Source organism: Paraconexibacter antarcticus (assembly GCF_024220175.1).
GTDB classification, from domain to species: domain Bacteria; phylum Actinomycetota; class Thermoleophilia; order Solirubrobacterales; family Solirubrobacteraceae; genus Paraconexibacter; species Paraconexibacter antarcticus.
Map to the genome: position 1 here is coordinate 889,327 of NZ_CP098502.1, position 16,942 is coordinate 906,268.

Here is a 16,942-nt window from a genome sequence, read left to right on the forward strand (position 1 = left end):
GCAACCCGCCCTCGTCAGGGGGCCGGCCACGCCCGATGTTAGACAGCGGCTCCCCACGACGAACCCCTGGTCCTGCGGTACCCAACCCGCGCATATCAGTCTGACCGCGCGTCGCGCACAGCCTGCCGGACCGCCACCAACCCAGCCGACAGCACAGACACGAACGAGCGCTAATGCGCCACTTCGCCGACCCTAGGTTGACGAACGGCCGTCCATATCAGTTCATCCGGCCGGGGCCCGGGGTCGTGCGGACCTCGCGCCGCGACCCGGCCGCGAGCCGCAGGACCCGCGGGCGCGCACCCGGCGCGGTGACGCGCAGGCGCAGGCCACCGCGCGGCACCGCCCGCACGCGCAGCCGCGCGACGCCATGGGCGTCGGTGCGGGCGAGGCGTCCGCCGAGCGTCACCCGCGCCCCGGCGACCGGTGCGCCGCCCGTCGCGCGCGTGACGCGGAGGGTGACGAGCGCCGGCCGGCCGGGACGCAGCCGCGCGTGCCGCACGCGCAGGGCGAGGCCGAAGCGCGGCGCGCAGGCGCCGGCCGACGCGAGGTCGGTCGCGCTCACCGCCACCCGCACCGCCGTCGCCCCCGGGCACGCGCGGACGTGCAGGACGGCGGCGCCCGCGGCGGACGTCACCTCGCCGCCGGTCACGCGCACGCCGTAGCCGCGGGGGAAGGAGCGCGAGGGGACCGCGAGCTCGCTGTCGTCGCCGGGGCCCGGCGTCCACGCCGCCCGCAGCGTCGTCCCGTCCCAGCCGAAGGACGACAGCGTCCCGGCCACCGCACGCGGGTGGGGCCGGGCGAGGATGAGGAGCTTGGCGGGCTTGATGTTCGCGCCGGACGGCGGGACGGCCGGGTCGCGGACGAGCCCGGCGCCCTCACCGCCGGTGTCGGTCGGGGCCGCGCAGGCGCAGTAGCTCCAGTACTGCCAGCCCACCATCGCCCGGTCGGCCCGCTCGACGTCGTGGGTGAGGACGTCGGTGGCGTCGGTCGAGCCGAACTCGGTCATGAAGAGGCCGTCGCCGGTCCGCGTCGCGCGCGCCTCGGCGTGCCGGAAGACGAGGTCGTCGAACGGCGCGCAGCCGATGTCGCTGCCGGTGTTGGACGCGCTGAGGCAGTAGTCGTGGAAGGCGAAGACGGCGTGCGGATCGCCGATCGGGCCGAGCGCCGTGTCGGTCCCGTCGTTGAACAGCGGCTGCGGCTCGTAGAAGACGAGCACCCGCGGGTCGACCGCGCGGATGGCCGCCGTCACCCGCCGGGTGAAGGCGGTGAGCTTGCCCTCGAAGCCCGGGCAGCCGGCCGGGGCCAGGCAGGCCTGCCACGTCGACCCCGGCCACGGCTCGTTGAAGAGCTCGAGCCCGAGGACGCCCGGGTCGCCGCGGAAGGACGCGGCCAGGTGCGCCCAGGCGGCCGCGAAGCGCTCCTGCAGGCCGGTCGTGTCCCCCGGGGCGGCGTCGTCGTCCCAGAAGTGGTCGAAGGCCCGCTGTAGCGCCGGCATCACGAGGTAGTTGCCGGGGAAACCGGCCATCGGGGCGGCCGGCAGGCCGTCGTCGCGTACGGCCCAGTCGGGGGCGCCCTCGCCCTGGAAACGCTCGTTGTAGAGGTCCTGGTGGGCGTCGAGGAGCGTCGCGATCCCGCGGGATCGCAGGAGGTCGACGGTCGCGTGGAGCTGCACGACGTATGCGTCGTCGTACACGCCGGGCCGCGGTTCGAGCGCCTTCCAGATGACGCCGAGGCGGACGGTGTCCAGGCCCTCGGCCTTCAGGAAGTCGGCGTCGTCGGCCCCGAACCCGGCGGCCTGCACCGTGTAGGGCGGTCGCTTGTAGACCATGTTCACGCCGTGGAGGACGAGGGTGCGGCCGCGGACGTCGGTGAGCCAGCGGCCCTTGTGGCCGAAGGGGCCGGACACCGCGGCGTGGGCGGCGGTGGGCGCGACGGCGACGGCGAGGAGCAGCAGGGCCACGAGGAGGCCGCGGCGCGCCGGGTGCCGGAGCAGGAGGCGGGACATGGGGGGAGCCTCGCAGCCGCGGCGGTTAGGGTCCGGGCGCATGAACGAGATCTTCCGCGACGGGCTGCTCGACGGCCAGGTCGCCATCGTCACCGGCGGCGGCTCGGGCATCGGCCGCGTGACCGCGATCGAGCTCGCGTCCCTCGGTGCGCACGTCGTCGTCTTCGGGCGGCGCGAGGAGCCCCTGACCGAGACCTGCGCGCTCGTGCCGTCGGGCCGCTGCGAGGCCGTCGTCTGCGACATCCGCGAGGAGGACGAGGTCGACGCGGCCGTCGACGGGGTGCTCGCGCGGCACGGGCGGATCGACCTGCTCGTGAACAACGCGGGCGGGCAGTTCCTCACCCCGGCCGAGCTCATCACCCCGAAGGGCTTCCGGACCGTCATCCGCCTGAACCTCGAGGGGACGTGGCTCATGACCCACGCCGTCGCGACGAAGGCGATGATTCCGGGGGGCGGCGGCAAGGTCGTGTCGATCACGATGACGCCGCACACCGGCCTCCCGGGCATGACGCACTCGTCGGCGTCGCGGGCGGGCATCGAGAGCCTTATGAAGACGCTGTCGATCGAGTGGGCGCGCTTCGACATCCGCCTCAACGCCATCGCCCCGGGCATCGTCGGCACCGACACGTTCCTGACGAAGTACCCGTCGCAGTTCGTCGAGGGCGCGGCGGAGACGGTCCCGCTCCAGCGGCTCGGCACGCCCGAGCAGATCGCCTGGATGGTCTGCCAGCTCGCGTCGCCGGCGGGGGACTACACGACCGGGTCGGTCATCACGATCGACGGCGCGCGCGACAACCACATCGGGGCGTGGCCGCCGGAGCGCGAGCTCGGGCCGGACGGCAAGCCGGCCCAGGAGGTGCGGCGACCACGCGGCCGTTGAGGGCAGGACGTGACCGCGGGCTCGCGTGGGGCCGTGCGGCGACCACGGGGCGCCTGACCGCCCGCGGCGCTTAGGCTGCCGGGCATGGACCCGAGCCTCTCACCCGAGCTCCGCGAGCTCCAGCAGCGCACCCGGGAGTTCATCGACGACGTCGTCGTCCCGCTGGAGGCGCGCGACACCCCGCGGCCGGGCGGCGGGCACCACGGTCCGAGCGACGACTTCCGCGTCGAGCTGCAGGACGCCGCGAAGGCCGCCGGCCTCTTCGCGCCGCACATCGGCCACGAGTTCGGCGGGCTCGGCCTCGACGTGGCCGGGCAGGCCGTCGTCTTCGAGCAGGCCGGCCGCTCGCTCCTCGGACCGCTCGCGCTGAACTGCGCCGCGCCCGACGAGGGCAACATGGCGATGCTCGAGAAGATCGCGACGCCCGACCAGGCCGAGCGCTTCCTGCGCCCGCTCGCCGCGGGCGACGTGCGCTCGTGCTTCGCGATGACCGAGCAGTCCCCGGGCGCGGGCTCGGACCCGTCGATGCTCAGGACCACGGCGACCCGGGTCGACGGCGGCTGGGCGCTGAACGGCGAGAAGTGGTTCATCACCGGCGGCGTCGGCGCGGCCTTCGCGATCGTCATGGCGATGACGGACGGCAGGGCGACGATGTTCCTCGTCGACGCCGGCACGCCCGGATTCGTCGTCGAGGAGGCGATCGACACGATCGACCACATCAGTCCCGGCGGCCACGCGCGCATCACCTTCACGGACTGCGTCGTCCCCGAGGACCAGGTCCTCGGCGCCGTCGGCGAGGGCTTCCGCTACGCCCAGGTCCGCCTCGCGCCCGCGCGCCTGACGCACTGCATGCGCTGGCTCGGCCTCGCGACCCGCGCGCTCGACATCGCGATGGACCGCGCGGCGACGCGCGAGGCGTTCGGCTCCCGCCTCGCCGACCTCGGCCTCGCGCAGCGCCTCATCGCCGACTGCGTCATCGACATCGAGACGAGCCGCGCGATCATCGCCCGGACCGCCGCGGTCCTCGACTCCGGCGCCGAGGGCGGCCTGGCCTCGTCGATCGCGAAGGTCCACGTGTCGGAGGCGACCTATCGCGTCATCGACTCGGCGATCCAGCTCTGCGGCAGCGACGGCATCACCGTCGAGCCGCTCGGCCGGTACCTCGCCGAGGTGCGGCCCTTCCGGATCTACGACGGCTCGAACGAGACGCACCGCTGGTCGATCGCCCGGAAGGCCGTCAAGGCGCGAACGCGGGAGACGGGCCCCGCGGTGCGCTGAGCGCCAGGTTGCCCGTCATTCATCCGTCCACCGGCCCACGCCCCCCGCGTTCTCTGGCAGCATGGCGGTGTGCCGCCGTACGTGCATGCCTCGATCGCCCTCGTGGCGGCGATGATCGTCATCGCGGTCATCGTCCCGACACCGGAGATGCACCCTGCCCGCGCAGGGACCATCTGTCTGTCGCTGATGGCCGCCAGCGCCGTGACGTTCCTCGGTGCGCTCGCCGTCATCGTCCTCGCCATGATGTCGTCGCTGCCCGGCTACGTCGTGCTCACGCCGGCGCTCGCGGCGCTCGGCGTCGCGACGGCGCTGGCCCTCGCGACGTGCTGGATGGCGTCCGCGGACGCGCCTGACAAACCGGTCGCGGACGCCGACGGCTCCGAGGAGGACGACGGCGGTGGCGGGGGTGGCGGCCTGCGTCCCGAGGACGAGCCGCCGAAGGACCCGAGCCCGACCGACGGCATCGACTGGGACCACTTCGATCGCGAGCGGTCGGGCTGGGAGACGGTGCGCTCACCCGCGCCGCAGCGGGAGCTCGTCGAGGTCTGACCCCTCGCGTGCGGTCCACCGCCGCGTGACCGGGTCGCCGCGCAGATGCCAGGGCCCGTCCATTTCCCCCGACCCTGGTCGGGGGAAATGGACGGGCTTCAGCCGCAGATGTCCGTGCCTACCGGGCGATCGTCAGTGCGCGAGCCACCGCTCCATCGCGGCGACCCCCTCGTGCTCGAGCCGCACGACCTCCTCGACGTGGGCCAGGCCTGCCTCGAACTCGCCCTCGCCGGCGTCGACCGAGAGCGTCACCCAAGCGGCCGCGAGCTCGTCGTAGACCGCGCCGGCCTCGGCGAGGACCGCGTCGTCGAGGACGGCCGCGAGGTCGTGGAGGAAACGCGCGTGCAGCGAGCGGAACATCGCGCCGCCGGTCCCCGCCTTGACGATGAAGACCCACAGGCCCTTCAGCACGGCGGGCAGGTCCTCGCCGAACGTCTCGGGCCAGCGGGCGTAGGCGGCGGCGAAGGTGTCGACGCCGGCGAGGCCGGTCGAGCCGGGGAGGCCGGCGAGCGCGTCGCCGCCGGTGCGCATGTTCGCGACGGCGGCCGTGACGGCGTCCCGGGTCGCCTGCAGCGGGTCGCGCAGCTGCGCGGGCCACGTGTAGTCGTAGACCCGGTGGTGGTTCGGGCCCGGGAACCCCTGTGACGCGCGCGCGGCCGCGAGCGACGCGACCGAGCACTCCTGCAGCTCCTCGCGATCGTTGTCGGCGATCCACACGAGCCCCGCCTCCTCGTCGTGGTCGACGACGACGATCGAGTGGCGGGTGTTCGACATCCGCACGCGGAGGTACTCGAGCTCCTGGATGTCCGCGAGGATGAGCGGCGGGGCGCCGGCGGCGACCGCATCGCGCACCCACGCCCAGCCCTCGGCGGCGTCGTCCGTCTCCCGGACCTCGAGGCCGAGGCCGAGGATCCGGGCGATGTCCTCCTCGAGGCTCGCCGTGCGCCCGACGAGGTAGACCGGGGGCCGGACCTGCGGCACCTCGACGTAGAGGAAGCCCAGCCCGGCGCCGAGGCCGAACGCGGCGCCCTCCGACAGCGGGCCGCGGCCGTAGTCGAGGCCGTGGAAGCGGAGCAGGTCGCGGAGCGAGCCCGACCCGCAGTGTCCCGCGAGCTCGTGGGCGAAGCGCTCCCGCAGCGGGGTGACGGCGTCCATCCGGGCGATCGTAGAGCAGCCCGCCCCGGTCGGGCCGGTCGGTGCCCCCGGTGGGGGAGATTCCTCCCTCGCGGAGGTGAACTCGTTTCAGGACCACAACGCCTCGGCGGCCTGCGACGGCTACCATCCACCGTGTCGCAGGCCCTCGCGCCCGTGACCGGAGGTGTCCCCAAGCGGGCATCGCCCGCAGAGAAGCCTCTCGAATCGAGCACAGGAGCCTGATCATGAGCAGCACCGAAGCGCTGGTCTTCGACGCCATCCGCACGCCGCGCGGCAAGGGCAAGAGCAACGGGTCCCTCCACGGGACCAAGCCCGTCGACCTGGTCGTCGGCCTCATCCACGAGACCCTCTCGCGTCAGGACAAGCTCGATCCGAACCAGATCGACGATCTCGTCCTCGGCTGCGTCTCCCCGATCGGGGACCAGGGCGGCGACATCGCCAAGGTCGCGGCCATCAAGGCCGGTCTTCCGGACACCGTCGCCGGCGTCCAGCTCAACCGCTTCTGCGCCTCGGGCCTCGAGGCCGTCAACACGGCCGCGATGAAGGTGGCCTCCGGCTGGGAGGACCTCGTCCTCGCCGGCGGCGTGGAGTCCATGTCCCGCGTCCCGATGGGCTCCGACGGCGGCGCCTGGGCGATGGACCCCGAGACGAACATCAACACCGGCTTCGTGCCCCAGGGCATCGGCGCGGACCTCATCGCGACGATCGAGGGCTGGTCGCGTGACGACGTCGACGCGTTCGCCGCGCGGTCCCAGGAGCGCGCCGCGGCCGCCCAGGAGGCCGGGTACTTCGACGACTCCGTCATCCCGGTCAAGGACATCAACGACCAGATCGTCCTCGAGAAGGACGAGTTCATCCGCAAGGGCACGACGGTCGAGTCGCTCTCCAAGCTCAAGCCGTCGTTCGCCGCGATGGGCGAGATGGGCGGCTTCGACGCCGTCGCGCTGCAGAAGTACCACTGGATCGAGAAGATCGACCACGTCCACCACGCCGGCAACTCCTCCGGCATCGTCGACGGCGCGTCGCTCCTGATCCTCGGCAACGAGAAGGCCGGCGAGCGCGCGGGCATGAAGCCGAAGGCCCGCATCCTCGCGACCGCCGTCTCCGGCGCCGACCCGACGATCATGCTCACCGGCCCCGCCCCGGCGTCCCGCAAGGCGCTCGAGAAGGCCGGCCTGAAGGCGTCCGACATGGACCTCGTCGAGATCAACGAGGCGTTCGCGGCCGTCGCGCTGCGGCTCATCAAGGACCTCGACATCGATCCCGAGATCACGAACGTCAACGGCGGCGCGATCGCCATGGGTCACCCGCTCGGCGCGACCGGCGGCATGATCCTCGGCACGCTCATCGACGAGCTGCACCGGCGTGGCAAGCGCTACGGCCTGGCGACGCTCTGCGTCGGCGGCGGCATGGGCATCGCGACCGTCATCGAGGCGATCTGAGCGGCCCCGGCCCTCTGATCACTCCTCACGAGAACTGAGAGACAGCACATGAGCGAGAGCACCACGATCCGCTACGAGAAGGGTGACGACAACATCGTCATCCTCACGCTCGACGACCCGAACCAGTCGGCGAACACGATGAACGCGGCGTACGTCGCGTCGATGGCCGCGACGGTCGAGCGGCTGCAGGCCGAGAAGGACGACATCGCGGGCGTCATCATCCAGTCCGCGAAGAAGACCTTCTTCGCCGGCGGCGACCTGAACGACCTGAAGAAGGTCACCCCCGAGGACGCCGCGGAGTTCACCGCGCACGTCACCGAGGTCAAGCGCCAGCTGCGCGCGCTGGAGACGCTCGGCAAGCCCGTGGTCGCCTGCGTCAACGGCGCCGCGCTCGGCGGCGGGCTCGAGATCACGCTCGCCTGCCACCACACGGTCGTCGTGAACGACCCGAAGATCAAGCTCGGCCTCCCCGAGGTCAAGCTCGGCCTGCTCCCCGGCGGCGGCGGCGTGACCCGCATCACCCGCAAGCTCGGCCTCGTCCAGGGCCTCATGGGTGTCCTGCTCCAGGGCCAGGAGCTGCGCCCGGAGAAGGCGAAGGAGCTCGGCGTCGTCGCGGAGCTCGTCGACTCGCCGGACGGCCTCATCCCGGCGGCGAAGAAGTTCATCGCCGAGAACCCCGAGGCCGTCCAGCCCTGGGACGTCAAGGGCTACAAGATCCCCGGCGGCACGCCGTCGACGCCCGCCCTGGCGGCGAACCTCCCGGCCTTCCCGGCCAACCTGAAGAAGCAGCTGAAGGGCGCGAACTACCCGGCCCCGGTGGCGATCATGTCCGCCGCCGTCGAGGGTGCCCAGGTCGACATCGACAACGCGCTCGTCATCGAGGGTCGCTACTTCACGTCGCTCGCCACCGGCCAGGTCGCGAAGAACATGATCCAGGCGTTCTTCTTCGACCTGCAGCAGGTGAACGGCAAGCGCGGCCGCGGCGACGACGTCGAGACCTTCCGCTCGAAGAAGGTCGTCGTCCTCGGCGCGGGCATGATGGGTGCCGCGATCGCCTACGTGTCGGCGAAGGCCGGTATCGACGTCGTGCTGAAGGACGTCTCCCTCGAGGCGGCCGAGCGCGGCAAGGGCTACTCGAAGAACATCGTCGACAAGGCCGTCGCGAAGGGCCGCTCCTCGCAGGAGGACGCCGACGCGCTGCTCGCCCGCATCCACCCGACCGCGGACGCGGCCGACGCCGACGGCGCCGACCTCGTCATCGAGGCGGTCTTCGAGGACCCGGCCGTCAAGGCGCAGGTCTTCGCCGAGATCGAGCCGCACCTCGCCGAGGGCGCGCTGCTGGGCTCCAACACCTCGACGCTGCCGATCACCGGCCTGGCCGAGGGCGTCTCCCGCCCGAACGACTTCATCGGCCTGCACTTCTTCTCCCCCGTGGACAAGATGCCGCTGCTTGAGATCATCAAGGGCGAGAAGACGAGCGACGAGACGCTCTACCGCGCGCTCGACTTCGCGAAGCAGATCAAGAAGACGCCGATCGTCGTGAACGACTCGCGCGGCTTCTTCACCTCGCGCGTCATCGGGACGTTCATCAACGAGGGCATCGCGATGCTCACCGAGGGCATCCCGGCGCAGTCGATCGAGCAGGCCTCCTCGCAGGCCGGCTACCCGGCGCCCGTCCTGCAGCTCAGCGACGAGCTGAACCTGCAGCTCATGGCGAAGATCCGCAAGGCGTCCAAGGACGCGATCGAGGCCGAGGGCGGCGAGTGGGTCGACCACCCGGCGTTCGCGGTCATCGACAGGATGATCGCCGAGGAGCGCTCGGGCAAGCTCGCCGGCGCGGGCTTCTACGAGTACTCCGACGGCAAGCGCGCCGGCATCTGGAAGGGCCTCAAGGACCTCTTCCCGGTGACCGTCGATCCGTTCACGATCAACCTCAAGGACCTCGAGGAGCGCATGCTCTTCGCCGAGGCCCTGGAGACGGTCAAGTGCGTCGACGAGGGTGTCATCGAGTCCGTCGCGGACGCGAACATCGGCTCGATCTTCGGCATCGGGTTCCCCGCCTGGTCCGGCGGCGTCCTGCAGTACATCAACGGATATGACCCCACCCAGCCCGGTGTGGCCGGCTTCGTCGCCCGCTCCCGCGAGCTCGCCGCCCAGTACGGCGCGCGCTTCGAGCCGCCGGCGTCCCTGGTCGCCAAGGCCGAGGCCGGCGAGACGTACAGCGACACCCCGGTGGCCGCGGCCGTCTAGCCACCACCTGCTGTCTGGTCGTGCCCGAGGGCCCCGCGTTGCGGGGCCCTCGGTGGTTCAAGGGGGTGGGTGGAATCCTGATGCTCGTGGGCAGCCCCGGGATGCCACTCACCTCCCGGAGCGACGGCCGCGGGGCGGGTCTCGCTGCCGTTGCGCGGCGCGCGCTCGGCTAGCCGAGCGCCGCGGCGAGGACCTTGCGGGCGATCGGGGCGGCGCTCGCGCCGCCCTGCCCCGCGCCGACGAGCATGACCGCCACCGCGACCTTCGGGTCGTTCGCGGGGGCGAAGGCGACGAACCACGCGTCCGTGTTCTTCGGGTCCGGTGTGCCGTCGGCGGTCGGGCGCAGCTCGGCGGTGCCGGTCTTGCCGGCGACCTCGACGCCGGGCAGCGCCGCCGCGGTCCCCGTGCCCGACCGCACGACCTGGAGCATCATCGCGCGCACCTGGTGGGCGACCCGCTCGCCGATGACCCGCTTGCGGACGACCGGGTCGCGGCGACCGAGGTGCGGCCGGGCGCGCACCCCGCCGGCCCCGATCGTGGCGCCGACGGTCGCCATCTCCAGCGGCGTGGCGAGGTCGCGTTCCTGGCCGATCGCCGCGGCACCGACGGCGAGGTCGTCGCGCAGGTCCTTCGCGTCCGCGATCGTGCTCGGCTTGATCGCCGGGATCTTCGGCGTCTCCCCGAACCCGAAGCGGCGCGCGCTCGCGACGAGCGTCTTCGCCCCGAGCCGGGCCCCGAGCGGCGCGAAGACCGAGTTGCAGGAGACGGCGAACGCGTTGGTCAGCGAGCCGCCGCACGCCTCGTTGGAGGCGTTGCGGAGCTTCGTCCCCGACAGGACGGCGAACGTCCGCACCGGGTAGCTCGACGACGGGGACGCGATGCCCTTCTGGAGGGCCGTGGAGAGTGTGATGATCTTGAACGTCGACCCGGGGGGCTGCGGAGCGGAGACCGCGATCCCGGCGACCGCGAGGACCGCGCCGTTGCGCGGCCGGATGACCGCGACGCCCCCGAGGCGGCCTCCGAGCGCGGCGGCCGCGGCCCGCTGCAGCGCGGGCCGGATCGTCGTGTGGAGGTTCTGCCCCGGGACGGCCGCGATCTTCCGGATCTCGCGGTCACCGAAGAGCAGCCGCTGCGACGGCGCGCCGCCGAGGCGGTCGGCGTAGAGGCGCTGGAGGCCCGTGGCCGGCGGGCCGACCGTCCCCGCGATCGAGGCGCCGAGGGTGTCGGCGTCGAGCGGCGAGTCGTCCGCGGCGAAGATCTTCCCCCGCGTGGGTGGCGCGCCGTGACGGAGCTTCACGGCCTCACCGTGGCGCAGCCCCGGCAGGCGCAGCGAGGCGTCCCAGCGGACCCCCGCGTCCTTGCCCCTGCCCTCGAGCGGCAGGCGGACGACGCCCCGCAGCGTCCCGAAGCGCTTCGTCGTCACGACGACGGGGACGGGCGCGGCGCCGTCCTTCGTCCTGCCGAGGGCGCCGGTGCGCACGCGGGTGACGCCCGCGGCCTTCGCCGCCGCCCGGTAGGCCTCCTCGAAGCCGCGCAGGTGGTGGGCCGTCCGCGAGGAGGTGCTCGTCGCCCGCCACATCGCCGCGTAGTCCTCCCGGTCCCAGGCGCGCACGAAGCGGGTCGCGGCGTCGCGGCGCGACGTGTCGGCCGTGTGGGCCCGCAGGAGGACGTAGGCGCCGGCCCCGGCGCCCGCGAGGAGCAGGAGGACGAGGAGCAGCGGACCGCCCGGCAGCCGCCGCTCGCGCGGGGGCCGGAAGGAGGTGCCGCGGCCGGGCCGGCGGTGCCGCGCGCCGCCGCCGGGCAGGAGGGAGGTCCGCGCCGGAGGGACGGAGGAGCGCGGGCCGCGACGGAGCACCCCCGGGTTCTATCGCACGGACGGCGCCGACCCGGCACTCCCGCGTGCAGGGGGGTTCGCGGGCCGCCTGCGGCGGACGGGCCGTCGTCGGATACGGTCGCGCGATGCCCGCCGCCGCCCGCGCCCGCATCGCCACGATCACCCGCCGCGGGACCGTCGTCGCGACGGCCGGGCTCGCGTGCGCCGCCGCGCTCCTCGCGCCCGCCCCGTCACGAGCGGCCGCGCCCGCCGCCGACTGCTCGGCGCTCGGGATCTCGGGGTCCGTCGACGTCTGGACGGTCGTCGGGCCGCCGGGGGCCTTCTGGCTCGAGAACATCGGCTTCGACGGGCGCGGCGGCATGTGGGTGTCCGAGCTGACGCAGAACCGGCTCGTGCGGTTCGACTCGCGCCGGCGCCAGGGGCCGGGCATCCCGGTCGCGAGCCCCGGCGCCTCGCTCCTCGGGCCGGGTGGCCTCATGTACGTTCTCTCCGGCGACAGCCCCGCGAACGTCGTCCCCGGCGGGGGCGGCGGCGCGGTCCTCCGCTTCGACCCGGCGTCGCAGAGCCCGGCGCTCACGCCGTTCGCCGCGGGCCTGGACATGGTCAACGGGGCGGCCTTCGACCCCGCGGGCAACCTCTACGTCGCCGACACGATCCACCCCGGGCTCGTGAAGCTGCGCCCGGACGGGACACGCGAGGAGGCCTTCACCGCCGCGACGCAGATCGCCGGGGCGGACGGCATCGCCTACGCGGACGGCGAGCTCTACGTCACGCAGTTCAGCGACCCGGCCTCCGGGATCGCGAGGGTTCCGCTCGACGATCCCGCGGTCCACACGACGCTCACGCAGCTCAGCCCGCCGCCCGCCATCCCGCAGCTCCCCGACGACGCCGCCATCGGTCCGGACGGGGCGCTCTACGTCGCGGTGAACACGGGCGCGCTCGTCCGGATCGACCGCACCACCGGCGCGTCGTGCGTCGTCGCCCACACCGGCGGGCCGGTCGACAGCGTCCGCTTCGCGTCCGGGTTCCCGCCCTACGACGGCGCCCGGGACGCCTTCCTCACCTCCGAGGACGGCCGCATCCGCCACGTCCGCCTCTCCGGCCTGCCGGCCGCCCCCGGGACGTCGGCCCCTCCGGCGGCGCGGCCGGCGATGCGCGTGTCGGTCACGCCGGGCCGGGTCCACCGCGGGCGCGCCGTCACGCTGCACGTCACCGTGCGCTCGGCGGCGACCGCGTGCCGCCGCGGCGTCCGTGTCCGCGTCGGTCGCCGGGTCGCCGTCACCGACGCGGCCGGCCGGGCGCGGCTGCGGGTGCGCTTCGGCACCATTGGCACGCGCACGGTCGGCGCGGCGAGGACCGGCTGCCGCGCCGCCCGCGTCACCCTGCGCGTCGTCCGCTGAACGACGTCTGTGGGATCGCTCACGTGCCGTTCAGGCGGTGTGCGCTACAACTGATGGGTAGGCACGTTCGCCTTCTTCTGCATGACCGAGGTCCCACCGACGCAGCCGCAGCCCGTCCCGCCCGCGGCCCCAGCCCATGGCACCCCTGCGCGCAGCCAGGGCGCTGTCGACCTGCCCACGCTCATCATCACCGCGCTGGCGTCGGCGGTGGCCGCCTACGTCTGCTCGAAGGTGTGGAAGCCCGGCACGCTCGCGTCGGCGGCCTTCACGCCCGTGCTCGTCGCGCTCGTGAAGGAGGCGCTCCGCCGCCCGACCGAGGTCGTGACGACGGTCGTCCCCGTCCCGGCCGTCACGGCGCGCCGCCGCCGGCGCCTCGCGGCCCCCGACGCGCCGACGGCCGTCATGGGCAGCGTCCCCGCCGACGCCGCGCCCACGCCCGGGAGCGACATCCCGCCGCCCGCGATCGTCGCGGTCGAGCCGCAGCCGGTCACGACGACCCGCACGCGCGGCCGCCAGATCCACTGGCGGATCGCGGTCCTCACCGGCCTGCTCGGCTTCGCGATCTGCGCCGCGTTCTACACGCTGCCCGAGCTCATCGCCGGCAGCGCGGCGTCCGGCGGCGGCAAGACGACGCTCTTCGGTGGCGGCACCCACACCGTCCAGCACACGACGACCGTGAAGACGAACACCGTCGTCGTCCCGGGGAAGACCGTCACCCAGACGACGCCGACGACGACCGTGACGACCCCTGCCACGACGCAGGCGACGCCTGCCACGACGCAGTCCACCGCGCCCACCACCCAGGCGCCGCCGGCCACCACGCAGACGACCGCGCCCGCGACGCCGACGACCCCGGCGACGACCGGGACGACGGCGACGACGACACCGACCACGACGGTGCCGCTGCCCTAGCCCGCCGCCCGGGCGGCGTGCGGTCAGGACACGCCCATGAGCGTGTCCTGACCGCACGCCGGCGGGATTCGGGGCCGCCGGCGGGCGGGCCTCAGGCCGAGAGGCCGCCGCCGAGCCCGATGCCGCCCCCGGGCGGCTGCTGCGGCAGGTGCTCGAGGTCGAGCGCGTCCGCGGGTGGCGTCACCGGCGGGACGGCGTCGTACGCGCTCAGCGTCGCGTCGGAGCTCGTGCTCGTGTCCGTCCTGTCGTCGCACCGCGGATCGAACGAGCCGCCCGCCCGGGCGGGCCCGGTCTGCTGCTCGCGCAGCGGCAGGATGCGCCCGTGCAGGGGGACCGACAGCAGCCCCGGCGCGCCGCCGGGGACGTCGCCCGCGTCGCGGATGACCATGACCGGCCGGCCGCCCTCGGTCCGCACGCCGACCTTCGTCAGGGTCCCCACGCCGTGCGGCAGGCAGTGCGCGAGCTCACGGGGGAGGAGGTGCTCGAGATCCTTCGCGATCGACGCCGACCGGGCCGCGGGTAGCTTCACCCAGCGGCCGCCGAGCAGCGCGGCGAGCTTGCGGGCCGAGGCGGTCGGCGCCCGCCCGCTGAGCCAGAAGCGCCGGTCGGCCTTCACGTAGGCGCGGCCGCGGGCGACGATGACGGCGTGCGAGCCGTCGCGGTCGGCGTAGGTCGCGGAGATCCCGCCGGCGTCGGTGACGTCCGCGGCGATCGTCGTCGTCCCGTCCGCGTCGTGGATCGTCCCGGCGATGTGGAAGCTGTGCACCTTCCCGACCGCGTCCGCGGACGCCTGTAGGATCTGCGCGGCGGACGCCTTCGTCAGGTCCTTCGGTGGGCCGGACGCGCCGCCGCAGCCACCGGCCGTGACGGCCCCGGCGGCGAGCGCCGCGACCAGCAGCGCGGCGGTGGGGGTGCGGCGGCGGGGCACGGCCCCCACGGTAGCCCGCCACCGCCGGTCCGTGCCGCACCCGCCGGGCGGCGGCCGCTAGGTTGACCGCATGTCCACGGCGCGCCTCTCCCTCATCGAGTTCCCGGCCGACGACTCCGAGCGCGCCCGGCGCTTCTGGGAGGGGCTCACGGGGCTGACGCTCGCGCCACGCACGCCCGAGCAGGGCAGCGGCTGGCAGACGGGCTCCGAGGGTGCCGTGCTCGGCGTCCACGAGCGCGGCCGCGGGCCCGGTGACACCGGCTCGCTGCCCTACCTCACGGTGGACGACATGGACGCGGCGCTCGCGCAGGTGCTGGAGCTCGGCGGCACCCACGTGCACCCGGGGGAGCGGTGGTCGATCTGCCGGGACTCCGAGGGGACGCCGTTCGCGCTCGCGCGCGCCTGAGCCGGCCGCCGGTCAGCCGAGCTGCTCGGCGAGCCCGATGAGGATGCCCTCCGGGCCCCGCACGAAGCAGAGCCGGTAGGCGTCCTCGTACTGCGCGATCTCGTCGATGAGCTCGGCGCCGTGGGCCCGGAGGCGCGCGACGACGTCGTCGATGTCCTCGACGGCGAACATGATGCGGCGGATGCCGAGCGCGTTCGACGGCGCGTCCTGCGGCTCGGCCCGGACCGCCGGCGGGCTGTGGAACCGCGACAGCTCGACCCGGCTGTGGCCGTCCGGCGTCCGCAGCATCGCGATGTCGGCCCGGACGCCGTCGAGCCCCACGACCCGGTCCGCCCACGGGCCCTCGACGACCGTCCGGCCCTCGAGCTCCATCCCGAGCTCGACGAAGAACGCCATCGCCGCCTCGAGGTCCTCGACGACGATGAGCACGTTGTCCATCCGCTGGAGCGTCATGTCCGCGGAGCATAGGAGCGGACGGCGCCGCGGGCCGGGCTACCCGGGGATGCGGAACATGCCGGTGAGCTGCGCGGCGAAGCCGAGGTCGCCGCGGACGCTGATCTTCCGGCGCATGAACATCATCGCCGGGTTCGCGTTGCCGGTGACGAGCTTGAGGAAGTCCGCCGCCTCGACCTGGATCGAGACGCGCGGCCTGTGCTCGTGCGCTTCGACGAGCCGGACGGACCCGCGGTCGATGAGCGTCGTGAACTCGTCGACCCCGCCGTCCTCGCGGCCGCTGATCCGCCAGGCGACGGCGGCCTCGACCTCGGCGGTCCGCTCGCGGCGCAGGTGGTCGGCGAAGCGGGCGAAGATCTCGCCGAGCACGATGTCGCGCACGCCGCCGGCCATCCGCGCGCGGAGGTCCTTGTCGGAGAGGTCCTTCACGACGCGGGAGACGGCGTTCGCGTCGATCGCGAGCGGGTCGAGGTCCCCGCCGGGGCCCGCCTCGGCTCCGTCGGCGACGCCGGGGACCGAGAAGCAGGCGGCCGCGGCGATCGCGAGCCGCACGTCCCCGTCGAGCCGCAGCCCGCCGCGGAGGAAGAGCAGCGCCGCGTGCTCCTGCCCGGTGACGAGCAGCAGCAGGTCGACCGCGTCCGCCTCGATGCTCACGTCGGCGGGGGCGTGGGTGCCCGCGTCGCCGCGCACGGCGGCGGCCGTCGCGCCGTCGAGGGTGAGGACGACCGTGTCGCTCCCGCCGCCGCGGCGCCCGGTGAGGCGTAGGGCGAGGCGCAGCGGGTCGCCCTGCCAGCGCTCCGGGGTGACGAACTCGGGCAGGCGGCCGAGGACGATGTCGATCGTCAGGTCGCGCAGCTCCCCGGAGGCGGCGGCCCGCAGCTCGTGCGGCGGCGTGACCGCGACGACTGCGGCGAGCTCGGCCGGGGTGACCGAGGCCGGGTCGGCGGCCGCGGCGGCCGCGAGCTCCGCGAGGGAGCCCGGGCGGCTCGTGAGCGTCATGACGGGAGGCTCGAGCCGGCGAAGAAGAAGAACCAGACGCCGAGGGCGACGAAGGCGATCGCGACGCTCGTGACCATGACGACGGCGAGGACCGACTTCGGGCCCTGGTCGTCCGCGTCCCGCATCGAGCGCTGCCACGGCGCCGGCTTGCGACGCTCGTCGAGCTGGCCCATGAGCTCCTGGTGGCGGAGGTCGAGGTGGCCGAGGAGCTTCGCGGTGGGGATCATCGTCAGCGGCGCCCCGACGAAGAACATGACGAGCGGGGCGAGCGTCGGGCGGCCCGTGTGGGAGAAGTGGGCGGCGACGAGGATCCAGGCCCCGGGGATGACGATCCACATGAGGATCGAGCCGATCGCCATCGCGGCGACGAGGGCGACGGCACGCGGCTGGCTCGAGGGGTGGTCGGTGGGAGGCATGGTGACGGCTTCGGTCTGCATCGGATGGTCTCCGG

Annotated in this window: 15 protein-coding genes; 8 read left to right on the top strand and 7 right to left on the bottom strand. The window is 74.0% G+C overall.

Features of this window, described 5'->3' with window-relative positions; translation table 11 throughout:
• Positions 1-217 precede the first annotated feature (217 nt).
• Entirely contained in the window at positions 218-2,005 is a 1,788-nt protein-coding gene (locus NBH00_RS04345) for a cellulase family glycosylhydrolase (RefSeq protein ID WP_254572128.1), read from the bottom strand.
• 40 nt (positions 2,006-2,045) lie between these two features.
• Here NBH00_RS04345 and NBH00_RS04350 point away from each other — a divergent pair, with 40 nt between their 5' ends.
• The 3 genes from NBH00_RS04350 (at position 2,046) to NBH00_RS04360 (ending at position 4,712) form a co-directional block, all read left to right on the top strand.
• Positions 2,046-2,885 (top strand): SDR family oxidoreductase, encoded by an 840-nt coding sequence (locus NBH00_RS04350; RefSeq protein WP_254572129.1) that lies wholly within the window; start codon positions 2,046-2,048, stop codon positions 2,883-2,885.
• Positions 2,886-2,969: 84 nt separating this feature from the next.
• Positions 2,970-4,163: an acyl-CoA dehydrogenase family protein gene (locus NBH00_RS04355; protein ID WP_254572130.1), complete on the top strand. Its 1,194-nt coding sequence runs from the start codon at positions 2,970-2,972 to the stop codon at positions 4,161-4,163.
• Positions 4,164-4,232: 69 nt separating this feature from the next.
• The gene (locus NBH00_RS04360; protein ID WP_254572131.1) at positions 4,233-4,712 is read left to right on the top strand and encodes a hypothetical protein; all 480 of its coding nucleotides are present in this window, start codon (positions 4,233-4,235) and stop codon (positions 4,710-4,712) included.
• 132 nt (positions 4,713-4,844) lie between these two features.
• Here the strand turns inward: NBH00_RS04360 and NBH00_RS04365 are convergent, their stop codons facing one another.
• Positions 4,845-5,867, bottom strand: coding sequence for a BtrH N-terminal domain-containing protein (locus NBH00_RS04365; protein ID WP_254572132.1), 1,023 nt, complete (start codon positions 5,865-5,867; stop codon positions 4,845-4,847).
• 224 nt (positions 5,868-6,091) lie between these two features.
• Here NBH00_RS04365 and NBH00_RS04370 point away from each other — a divergent pair, with 224 nt between their 5' ends.
• Both NBH00_RS04370 and NBH00_RS04375 read left to right on the top strand, forming a co-directional pair.
• Entirely contained in the window at positions 6,092-7,309 is a 1,218-nt protein-coding gene (locus NBH00_RS04370) for an acetyl-CoA C-acetyltransferase (protein WP_254572133.1), read from the top strand.
• 48 nt (positions 7,310-7,357) lie between these two features.
• Positions 7,358-9,559: a 3-hydroxyacyl-CoA dehydrogenase NAD-binding domain-containing protein gene (locus NBH00_RS04375; protein ID WP_254572134.1), complete on the top strand. Its 2,202-nt coding sequence runs from the start codon at positions 7,358-7,360 to the stop codon at positions 9,557-9,559.
• A 169-nt stretch (positions 9,560-9,728) separates the two neighbouring features.
• Here NBH00_RS04375 and NBH00_RS04380 read toward each other — a convergent pair whose 3' ends face one another.
• Positions 9,729-11,414, bottom strand: a complete 1,686-nt coding sequence (locus NBH00_RS04380; protein WP_254572135.1) for a penicillin-binding transpeptidase domain-containing protein — start codon at positions 11,412-11,414, stop codon at positions 9,729-9,731.
• A gap of 104 nt (positions 11,415-11,518) precedes the next feature.
• Between NBH00_RS04380 and NBH00_RS04385 the strand changes: the two genes are divergently transcribed.
• Together NBH00_RS04385 and NBH00_RS04390 are read left to right on the top strand one after the other, a co-directional pair.
• On the top strand, positions 11,519-12,793 hold the full coding sequence (locus NBH00_RS04385) for an NHL repeat-containing protein (RefSeq protein WP_254572136.1): 1,275 nt from the start codon (positions 11,519-11,521) through the stop codon (positions 12,791-12,793).
• Positions 12,794-12,874: 81 nt separating this feature from the next.
• On the top strand, positions 12,875-13,705 hold the full coding sequence (locus NBH00_RS04390) for a hypothetical protein (RefSeq protein WP_254572137.1): 831 nt from the start codon (positions 12,875-12,877) through the stop codon (positions 13,703-13,705).
• A gap of 91 nt (positions 13,706-13,796) precedes the next feature.
• On the opposite strand, the gene NBH00_RS04395 is transcribed toward NBH00_RS04390, so the two are convergent.
• Entirely contained in the window at positions 13,797-14,633 is an 837-nt protein-coding gene (locus NBH00_RS04395; RefSeq protein ID WP_254572138.1) for a hypothetical protein, read from the bottom strand.
• 70 nt (positions 14,634-14,703) lie between these two features.
• Here NBH00_RS04395 and NBH00_RS04400 point away from each other — a divergent pair, with 70 nt between their 5' ends.
• Positions 14,704-15,039, top strand: coding sequence for a VOC family protein (locus NBH00_RS04400; RefSeq protein WP_254572139.1), 336 nt, complete (start codon positions 14,704-14,706; stop codon positions 15,037-15,039).
• 12 nt (positions 15,040-15,051) lie between these two features.
• Here NBH00_RS04400 and NBH00_RS04405 read toward each other — a convergent pair whose 3' ends face one another.
• From NBH00_RS04405 to NBH00_RS04415, 3 genes are read right to left on the bottom strand one after another with little or no spacing between them, the layout of a single operon-like run.
• Positions 15,052-15,492 carry a VOC family protein gene (locus tag NBH00_RS04405; protein WP_254572140.1) on the bottom strand — a complete coding sequence of 147 codons (441 nt, stop codon included), beginning with the start codon at positions 15,490-15,492 and terminating at the stop codon, positions 15,052-15,054.
• Between the two features lie 39 nt (positions 15,493-15,531).
• Entirely contained in the window at positions 15,532-16,491 is a 960-nt protein-coding gene (locus NBH00_RS04410; protein ID WP_254572141.1) for an SCP2 sterol-binding domain-containing protein, read from the bottom strand.
• Complete coding sequence (locus tag NBH00_RS04415) at positions 16,488-16,928, bottom strand: hypothetical protein (protein WP_254572142.1); 441 nt, start codon at positions 16,926-16,928, stop codon at positions 16,488-16,490. Before NBH00_RS04415 ends, NBH00_RS04410 begins: the two co-directional genes overlap by 4 nt.
• Between the last annotated feature and the right edge of the window lie 14 nt (positions 16,929-16,942).

What these genes read in the sequence shown, in the direction of transcription:
- NBH00_RS04345 (WP_254572128.1), bottom strand. Translation starts at nt 2,005, where the DNA reads ATGTCCCGCCTCCTGCTCCGGCACCCGGCGCGCCGCGGCCTCCTCGTG.
- NBH00_RS04350 (WP_254572129.1), top strand. Translation starts at nt 2,046, where the DNA reads ATGAACGAGATCTTCCGCGACGGGCTGCTCGACGGCCAGGTCGCCATC.
- NBH00_RS04355 (WP_254572130.1), top strand. Translation starts at nt 2,970, where the DNA reads ATGGACCCGAGCCTCTCACCCGAGCTCCGCGAGCTCCAGCAGCGCACC.
- NBH00_RS04365 (WP_254572132.1), bottom strand. Translation starts at nt 5,867, where the DNA reads ATGGACGCCGTCACCCCGCTGCGGGAGCGCTTCGCCCACGAGCTCGCG.
- NBH00_RS04370 (WP_254572133.1), top strand. Translation starts at nt 6,092, where the DNA reads ATGAGCAGCACCGAAGCGCTGGTCTTCGACGCCATCCGCACGCCGCGC.
- NBH00_RS04375 (WP_254572134.1), top strand. Translation starts at nt 7,358, where the DNA reads ATGAGCGAGAGCACCACGATCCGCTACGAGAAGGGTGACGACAACATC.
- NBH00_RS04385 (WP_254572136.1), top strand. Translation starts at nt 11,519, where the DNA reads ATGCCCGCCGCCGCCCGCGCCCGCATCGCCACGATCACCCGCCGCGGG.
- NBH00_RS04390 (WP_254572137.1), top strand. Translation starts at nt 12,875, where the DNA reads ATGACCGAGGTCCCACCGACGCAGCCGCAGCCCGTCCCGCCCGCGGCC.
- NBH00_RS04400 (WP_254572139.1), top strand. Translation starts at nt 14,704, where the DNA reads ATGTCCACGGCGCGCCTCTCCCTCATCGAGTTCCCGGCCGACGACTCC.
- NBH00_RS04405 (WP_254572140.1), bottom strand. Translation starts at nt 15,492, where the DNA reads ATGACGCTCCAGCGGATGGACAACGTGCTCATCGTCGTCGAGGACCTC.
- NBH00_RS04410 (WP_254572141.1), bottom strand. Translation starts at nt 16,491, where the DNA reads ATGACGCTCACGAGCCGCCCGGGCTCCCTCGCGGAGCTCGCGGCCGCC.
- NBH00_RS04415 (WP_254572142.1), bottom strand. Translation starts at nt 16,928, where the DNA reads ATGCAGACCGAAGCCGTCACCATGCCTCCCACCGACCACCCCTCGAGC.